The organism is Phenylobacterium sp., from assembly GCF_036263695.1.
Classification (GTDB): domain Bacteria; phylum Pseudomonadota; class Alphaproteobacteria; order Caulobacterales; family Caulobacteraceae; genus Phenylobacterium.
On sequence record NZ_DATAGM010000255.1, the window covers coordinates 1 to 7,720 of the forward strand.

The 7,720-nt window shown below is 69.8% G+C and carries 7 protein-coding genes; 5 read left to right on the plus strand and 2 right to left on the minus strand.

Annotated elements, in window-relative coordinates; all coding sequences use genetic code 11:
- Positions 1–387: 387 nt before the first annotated feature.
- The 3 genes from VHK87_RS10215 to VHK87_RS10225 all read left to right on the plus strand — a co-directional run bounded on the left by VHK87_RS10215 (position 388) and on the right by VHK87_RS10225 (position 3,522).
- Positions 388–1,566 (plus strand): aspartate aminotransferase family protein, encoded by a 1,179-nt coding sequence (locus VHK87_RS10215; protein WP_329634799.1) that lies wholly within the window; start codon positions 388–390, stop codon positions 1,564–1,566.
- Between the two features lie 69 nt (positions 1,567–1,635).
- Positions 1,636–2,571 carry an ornithine carbamoyltransferase gene (gene argF, locus VHK87_RS10220; RefSeq protein ID WP_329634793.1) on the plus strand — a complete coding sequence of 312 codons (936 nt, stop codon included), beginning with the start codon at positions 1,636–1,638 and terminating at the stop codon, positions 2,569–2,571.
- A gap of 45 nt (positions 2,572–2,616) precedes the next feature.
- On the plus strand, positions 2,617–3,522 hold the full coding sequence (locus VHK87_RS10225; RefSeq protein WP_329634794.1) for an Hsp33 family molecular chaperone: 906 nt from the start codon (positions 2,617–2,619) through the stop codon (positions 3,520–3,522).
- Positions 3,523–3,653: 131 nt separating this feature from the next.
- Here VHK87_RS10225 and metZ read toward each other — a convergent pair whose 3' ends face one another.
- Positions 3,654–4,838 (minus strand): O-succinylhomoserine sulfhydrylase, encoded by a 1,185-nt coding sequence (gene metZ / locus VHK87_RS10230; protein ID WP_329634795.1) that lies wholly within the window; start codon positions 4,836–4,838, stop codon positions 3,654–3,656.
- 139 nt (positions 4,839–4,977) lie between these two features.
- Between metZ and VHK87_RS10235 the strand changes: the two genes are divergently transcribed.
- Together VHK87_RS10235 and VHK87_RS10240 are read left to right on the plus strand one after the other, a co-directional pair.
- On the plus strand, positions 4,978–5,997 hold the full coding sequence (locus tag VHK87_RS10235) for a 2'-deoxycytidine 5'-triphosphate deaminase (protein WP_329634796.1): 1,020 nt from the start codon (positions 4,978–4,980) through the stop codon (positions 5,995–5,997).
- 91 nt (positions 5,998–6,088) lie between these two features.
- Positions 6,089–6,937 (plus strand): TraB/GumN family protein, encoded by an 849-nt coding sequence (locus VHK87_RS10240; RefSeq protein WP_329634797.1) that lies wholly within the window; start codon positions 6,089–6,091, stop codon positions 6,935–6,937.
- Positions 6,938–6,941: 4 nt separating this feature from the next.
- On the opposite strand, the gene VHK87_RS10245 is transcribed toward VHK87_RS10240, so the two are convergent.
- On the minus strand, positions 6,942–7,720 hold a 779-nt coding region (locus VHK87_RS10245), incomplete at its 5' end, for a flagellin (protein WP_329634798.1).

Here is a 7,720-nt window from a genome sequence, read left to right on the forward strand (position 1 = left end):
ATGTCGGCGAACACCCCGACGGTCTCGTAGCCCCTCAGCTTCTCCTCAACCGTCTCGATGATCCGGTCGTAGTCGGATGCGCTGACGTGGCCGGCGAGGCGGTAGGCCAGCACGTGGTCGGGCGCCGGCAGGACTTCGATCATGACTCCACTCCGCAGCTCCAACGCTAACCAGCGAAGCTCGGCTCGCCAAACGGAAGGGCGCAGGCGCCCATAACGAGCGGCGGCCCTGTGGCCCCAGGTCATTGACAGCGCGGCCTCCTGCGACGAAAAGGTGCAGCCTTCCAGTCCCCGTCGCCACGCGGCGGGGATGTTCGTCTTTTGGAGGGCCTCTCCGGTGACCGAAAAGACCGCGACGCAAGCCGCGCCCGTTCCCAGCGACCACATCATGGGCGTCTACAATCGCGCCCCGCTGGCGTTCGAGCGAGGCGAGGGCTCGCGACTTTTCACCGCCGACGGCGAGGCCTACCTCGACTGCCTGGCCGGCATCGCGGTGAACGCGCTTGGCCACAGCCATCCCAAGCTGGTCCAGGCGCTGAAGGACCAGGCCGACAAGCTCTGGCACGTCTCCAACATCTTCACGATCCCGGGTCAGGAGAAGCTCGCCGCCAGGCTGTGCGAGCTGACCTTCGCCGACGTGGTGTTCTTCACCAACTCGGGCGCCGAGGCGATCGAGTGCGCCATCAAGACCGCCCGCAAGCACCACTGGGCCAACGGCGCGCCGGAGCGGGTGGACATCATCGGCTTCGAGGGCAGCTTCCACGGCCGCACCATCGCGGCGGTGAACGCCTCGGGGAACGCCGCCTACCTCGAAGGCTTCGGGCCGCGCCTGCCGGGCTTCATCCAGCTGCCGTACGACGACTTGGACGCCTTGCGCGCTGCGGTCGGGCCGACGACGGCGGCCATCATCATCGAGCCGGTGCAGGGGGAGGGCGGCGCCCGCGCGTTGTCCGAAGCCAGCCTCCGGGCCTTGCGCCAGCTCTGCGACGAAACGGGCGTGCTGCTGATCTACGACGAGATCCAGTGCGGCCTGGGACGCACCGGCAAGCTGTTCGCCCACGATTGGGTGGAGGGCGCGCAGCCTGACATCATGGCGATCGCCAAGGCGCTGGGCGGCGGTTTCCCGGTCGGGGCGTGCCTGGCCACCGCCGAGGCCGGCGCCGGCATGAGCGTCGGCTCGCACGGCTCCACCTACGGCGGCAACCCGCTGGCCATGGCCGTAGGCCTGGCCGCCATCGAGGAGCTCGCCCGACCCGAGCTGATGGCCCATGTCCGCGAGGTGGCCGGCTACTTCACCCAGCAGCTCTCGGGCCTGCAGCAACGCTATCCTGACGTCGTCGTCGACATCCGCGGCAAGGGCCTGCTGATCGGCATCAAGCTCGCCACGCCGAACCGCGAGTTCATGCAGCACGCCCGCGACGAGCGGCTGCTGGTGGCCGGCGGCGGCGACAACTGCGTGCGCCTGCTGCCGCCGCTCGTGCTCACCCAGGACGAGGCCCGCGAGGCGGTCGAGAAGCTCGAACGCGCCCGCGAGACCGCCCGCCAGAAGGCCAAGGCCGCAGCCTAGCCGCCCTGCTCAATCCCTCCGCTCTCCCCGCCTCGGCGGGGCGAGCGGCGTTGGGACGGAAACCAAGACATGACCCTACCCGTCAGACACTTCGTCGACCTCTGGAAGCTGGAGGCGGCGGACATCCGCGCCATCCTGGACGACGCCCACGCGCGCAAGAAGGCCCGGCTCGGCTGGCCGAAGGGCCGCGTCGACGCCGATGCACCGGCGAAGGACCGCACGCTGGCGATGATCTTCGAGAAGAACTCGACCCGCACCTGGTTCTCGTTCGACGCGGCGATGCGCCAGCTCGGCGGGGCGGTGATCATCTCCACCTCGGCCGACATGCAGCTGGGCCGCGGCGAGACCATCGAGGACACCGCCAAGGTGCTCTCGCGGATGGTCGACGCGATCATGATCCGCGCCAACCGGCACGAGGACGTGGAGCGGCTGGCCCTGTCGGGCTCGGTGCCGATCATCAACGGCCTCTCCGACCGCGCCCACCCCTGCCAAATCCTGGCCGACATCATGACCGTCGAGGAGCATCGCGGGCAGATCGCCGGCAAGACGATCGCGTGGGTGGGCGACGGCAACAACGTCTGCTCCAGCTTCATCCACGCCGCGCCCAAGCTCGGCTACAAGCTCAACATCGCCTGTCCGGCGGTCTATCACCCCGACCTCGTCGACCTGGCCCGGGCAGCCCAGGAGCAGGGGCAGGTGGAGATGACCGACGATCCGCGCGAGGCGGTCCGCGGCGCCGACGTGGTGGTCACCGACACCTGGGTCTCCATGGGCGACACCGACCACGACGAGCGGCTGGAGGCGCTGGAGCCCTATCAGGTGGACGCCGCCCTGATGCGCGAGGCCAGCTCTGAGGCCGTCTTCCTCCACTGCCTTCCCGCCCACCGCGGCGAGGAGGTGACGGACGAGGTGATGGACGGGCCCCAGTCCCTCATTTGGGACGAGGCCGAGAACCGCATCCACGCGCAGAAGTCGATCCTGGCCTGGTGCTTCGGCGTGATCTGACGGTCCCGCTCGAAACCACGTCGGGCGCACCCTATATGGCCGCAAATGCCTGACACCCGCATTCCCGACGACCTGGTCGGCGCCTTCCAGATCGAAGGCGAGCCCGTACGCGGCCGCCTGGTCCGCCTCGGCCCCGCCATCGATGAGATCCTCACCGGCCACGCCTATCCGGAGCCGGTGGCCAACCTGCTGGGCGAGTGCTGCGCGCTTGCGGCCCTGGTGGGCTCCAACCTGAAGTTCGAGGGCCGGCTGATCGTCCAGGCCCAGGGCTCGGGCCCGGTGCGCTATGTGGTCGCGGACTACGACACCACCGGCGCCGTGCGTGGCTACTGCCGGTTCGACGCGGACGGGGTGGCCGAGGCGGCCAAGGGCTTCGCCCGGCCCGGCGCGCGCACCCTGCTGGGCGACGGGGTGTTCATCATGACGGTGGACCAGGGCCAGGACATGGACCGCTACCAGGGCGTCACCGCCATCGAGGGCGAGACCCTGGCGCTGTGCGCCGAGCAGTATTTCGCCCAATCCGAGCAGACCCCGACGCGAGTGCGGCTGGCCGTCGGCCAAGCCGACGTCGGCGAGGGGCTCGCCTTCCGGGCCGGCGGCGTGCTGATCCAGAACATCGCCGAGGACCAGGCGCGCGGCTCCACCACCGAGGCCTGGGAGCGCACCCAGGCGCTGTTCGAAACCCTCGGCGAGGACGAGCTGATCGACCCTTCGCTGGCGCCCAAGACCCTACTCTGGCGGCTGTTCCACGAGGATGGCGTGCGGGTGTTCGAGGACAAGCCGTTGAAGGCCTTCTGCCGCTGCTCGCAGGACCGCATCGAGACGGTGCTCCGCTCCTTCGGCCCCGACGAGCGGGCCGACATGATCGAGCCGGACGGCCGGATCCACGTCACCTGCGAATACTGCAGCCGCGTGTACGCCATCGAGCCGGGCGCTCTGGAGAACGCGTAGGTAGACAAGACCTCTCCCCGCCCCGCGGGGAGAGGGTAGGGTGAGGGGGCGGAGGGCTGCCGGCGCCTGGGCCGGAGCCTCCCTCTCCCAACCCTCTCTCTCCGCTTGCGGAGGGAGAGGTCTATGGTTCTTCAGGCCCTATCCAGCGCCCGCTCCACGTCGCGCGAGAGGTCCTGGGCCGCTTCCAGGCCGACGCTCATCCGCACCCAGCCGTCGGTGAGGCCGATCTCCAGCTTGGCGGCGTCGGGCATGGAGCGGTGGGTGGTGGTCCAGGGGTGGGTGGCCATCGACTTGGCGTCGCCGAGGTTGTTCGAGATGTCGACGATCTGCAGGGCGTCGAGGAAGCGCCAGGCCGCCGCCTGGTCGCCCAGGTCGAAGGCCACCACGTTGCCGCCGCCGCTCATCTGGTTGGCGATGATGCCGGCCTGCGGGTGGTCCGGCCGGCCGCAGTAGACGACGTTCCTGACCTTGGCGTGCGAGGCGATCATGTCGGCGACCTTGGCCGCGTTCTCGGTCTGGCGCCGCACGCGCAGCTCCAGCGTCTCCAGGCCCTTCAGCAGCACCCAGGAATTGAACGGCGACAGCGCCGGGCCGGTGTGCCGCAGGATGTCGCGGTAGGCCTCGTCGATCAGCTTGGCGCCGGCCAGGATCGCTCCGCCCAGCACACGACCCTGGCCGTCGATGTGCTTGGTGGCGGAATAGACGACCACGTCGGCGCCCAGCGCCAGCGGCTTCTGGAAGATCGGCGTGGCGAAGACGTTGTCGACCACCAGCTTGGCGCCGATTTCCTTGGCCAGGTCCGCCACGGCCCCGATGGGCGTGACCTCCAGCAACGGGTTGGCAGGGCTCTCCACCAGGAACGCCTTGGTGTTGGGCCGCACGGCGTTGCGCCATTCGGAGGGTTCGACCGCGTCGACGAAGGTGGTCTCCACCCCGAACCTCGGCAGCCACTCGGCGACGATCCAGCGGCAGGAGCCGAACAGCGCCCGGCCGGCCACGATGTGGTCGCCGGCGCGCACCAGGCCGGAGAGGGCCACCTGCACGGCGCTCATCCCCGACGAGGTCGCGCGGCAGGCTTCGGCGCCCTCGAGCAGGGCCAGCCGGTCCTCGAACATTTGCGTCGTCGGGTTGCCGAAGCGCTGATAGATGAAGCCCGGATCATCCCCGGCGAACCGGGCGTTGGCCGCCGCCGCGCTCTCGTAAGCGAAGCTCTGGGTGAGGAAGAGGGCCTCGGAGATCTCGCCGTACGGGGTGCGCGCCATGCCGCCACGCACCAGCCGCGTCTCGAGCTGCCAGTCCTTGGGATCTTCGGCCATCGCACGTCTCCTTCGCCGTCCGGCGCGGGCGCCATCAACGGCAGGCGCCCGTCTCCGTCAAGCTTGGCGATCTCATTGTCGGCCCAGGAAATCTCGTCGCCTTGCCAGACTCGCGCGGAGCGGTGATCGTCGCCGGCCCATGATCCAGAACAGCCCGGCCGGCATTCTGCCCGCCCAGTCCATCGAAGCCCTGCTGGAGACCGGCGCCGTGACCGCGGCGACGGCTTTCGACGAGGACCAGGTCCAGCCGGCCAGTCTCGACCTGCGCCTGGGCGCCCGGGTGTGGCGCGTGCGCGCCTCCTTCCTGCCGGGCCGGGGGCGCACCGTGGCCGAGCGGATGGCCGCCGTCGCCATGCACGAGCTCGACCTGACCCGCGGCGCGGTGCTGGAGCGCGGCTGCGTCTACATCGCCGAGCTGCAGGAGCGGCTGAAGCTGCCGGCCGGCGTCTCGGCCCGGGCCAACCCGAAGAGCTCCACGGGCCGAGTGGACGTCTTCGTGCGCCTGCTGACCGACAACGGCATCGCCTTCGACGACGTGGTCGAGGGCTACGAGGGCCCGGCGTACATCGAGATCGCGCCGCAGACCTTCTCGGTGCTGGTGCGGATGGGCACGCGGCTCAACCAGCTGCGGCTGAAGCGCGGCGAGCCGCAGCGGCTGTCGATCCGCAGCGTCGGCGTCGACCTTTCCAACGGCGTCGCCGGTTTCCGAGCCCGCCGCCACGCCGGGGTGATCGACCTCGACAAGGAGGACGGCCACGACCCGCGCGACTACTGGGAGGCGCTGAAGCCCTACCAGGGCCAGCTGCTGCTCGACCCGGGCGAGTTCTACATCCTGGCCTCCAAGGAGCCGATCGAGATCCCCGTGATGGAGGCGGCCGAAATGACCCCGATCGACCCGTCGGTCGGGGAGTTCCGGGTCCATTACGCCGGCTTCTTCGATCCCGGCTTTGGAACCGAGGAGGCCCGCGGGCTGGGCTCGAAGGCCGTGCTCGAGGTGCGCAGCCACGAGACGCCGTTCCTGCTGGAGGATGGCCAGACGGTGGCCCGGCTGGTCTACGAGCCGCTGACCGAGCGGCCGAGCCTGCTCTATGGCGACCGTGGGTCGCACTACCAGAGGCAGGGTCTGAAGCTATCCAAGCACTTCAAGCCGTGGATATGATCTCCCCGGGTGCGTGACCCAAGAACTGGGTCGCGGCGGACGGGTCGAGGGTTTCGGGGTGCGGTTTCGGGGAAGGGCGGCATTGGCCGCCATGGGCGCGCTTGCCGCGCTGACGGTGACGACTGCGGCTCAGGCGGCGCCGGCCATGTGGGTCGTCCGCGACGGCGACTCCGAGATCTTCCTGTTCGGCACCATGCACGCCCTCAAGCCCGGCGCCGACTGGCGCACGCCGGCCTACGAGGCCGCCTACCAGAAGGCCGAGGCGGTCTGGTTCGAGGCGGTGGTCGATCCGATCGACCCTGGGGTGATCAGCGACCTGATCGAACGCTACGGGATCGACCGGGAACGGCCGCTGAGCAGCCGGCTTTCGCCGCGCCAGCTGAAGGAGCTCAAGGCCGTCCTGGCCGAGGGCGTCCTCACGGTCGACAAGATCGACCACCTGCGCCCCTGGGCGGCGGCGCTGGTGCTCTCCATGCAGCCGGTGCGGGGCGGCGGCGCCAGCGTCGAGGCCGGCGCCGACATCACCGTCACCCGTCAGGCGCGCCAGGCGGCGAAGCCGATCCGCGCGTTCGAGACCATGGAGGACCAGGTCCGCATGTTCGCCGGCCTGGCGCCGGAGGTGGAGCTCCAGTACCTCGTGGACGTCATCGCCGAGCGCCGCGGCCGGGGCGTGCGCAAGGGCTCCCACGCCGACGCCTGGATCCGCGGCGACGTCACCCGCCTGGATAAGGGAGTGGTCGGCGCGATGCAGTCCGACATGCCTCAGTTCTACGACGCTCTCCTGAAGCGCCGGAACCACGCCTGGGCCGAGGCGCTCAGCGCCCAGATGGCCGGCGAGGGGGTCCAACTGGTCAACGTCGGCGCCCTGCACCTGCTGGGCGACGACGGTCTGCCCGCCCTGATGAAGGCTCGCGGCTACCAGGTCGAACGCATCCAGTAGCGCCTCAGCGCTGCTGGAACAGCTGCAGGATGATCGAGGGCTGACGGTTGGCCATGGAGAGGGCCATGATGGCCAGCTGCTGGCGCACCTGCAGCGCCTGCCAGCGGGCGCTCTCCTTCGCAAGGTCCGCGTCCACTAGCCGGCCAATTGAGGCTTGCAGCGTGTCCTGCTGCTTCTCCACGAACTCCAGGTGCGTCTGAAGCGCCTTATGGCCGGTGCCGAAGCGCCCCAGCGCGTTGCTGACGTTAGCCAAGCCCGTGCTGAGCGCCTCGATCGTGGTGGAATCCACCGCTCCGGTCAGGTCCGCCGGCAGGCCGGTGAGCGCCGCGCCGGTGGTGGACAGGTCGATGTGGTCCACCTCCATCCGCCCGCCTTTGGTGTCGGCAAGCGAGCGGACCGCGCCGGTCCCGCCGGCGGAGATCAGGTTGATTCCGTTGAAGTCCGAGGTGTTGGCGACTTGGTCGATGCGCCGGCGCAGGGACAGGTAGTCCTCATTGAGCGCCGCCCGCTCGGTGCTGCCGACCGGGAAGTCCATGGCCGCGATGGCCTTGTCCTTCATCTGCAGCACCAGGTCGGAGATGGTCTCGCCGGCCATCAGGGCCACGTCGAGCACCGACTGGCCGCGCTTGAGGGACAGCTTCACCTGCTCAAGCCCGCCGACCTCCGAGCGCTGCATCTGGGCGATGGCCCAGGTGGACGGATCGTCCTTGGCGCTGGCCACGCGCAGGCCGGTGGCGATACGGCTCTGGACGACCGACAGCTCGCGATTGATCGCGTTCAGCG

What these genes read in the sequence shown, in the direction of transcription:
- VHK87_RS10215 (WP_329634799.1), top strand. Translation starts at nt 388, where the DNA reads ATGGGCGTCTACAATCGCGCCCCGCTGGCGTTCGAGCGAGGCGAGGGC.
- argF (WP_329634793.1), top strand. Translation starts at nt 1,636, where the DNA reads ATGACCCTACCCGTCAGACACTTCGTCGACCTCTGGAAGCTGGAGGCG.
- VHK87_RS10225 (WP_329634794.1), top strand. Translation starts at nt 2,617, where the DNA reads ATGCCTGACACCCGCATTCCCGACGACCTGGTCGGCGCCTTCCAGATC.
- metZ (WP_329634795.1), bottom strand. Translation starts at nt 4,838, where the DNA reads ATGGCCGAAGATCCCAAGGACTGGCAGCTCGAGACGCGGCTGGTGCGT.
- VHK87_RS10235 (WP_329634796.1), top strand. Translation starts at nt 4,978, where the DNA reads ATGATCCAGAACAGCCCGGCCGGCATTCTGCCCGCCCAGTCCATCGAA.
- VHK87_RS10240 (WP_329634797.1), top strand. Translation starts at nt 6,089, where the DNA reads ATGGGCGCGCTTGCCGCGCTGACGGTGACGACTGCGGCTCAGGCGGCG.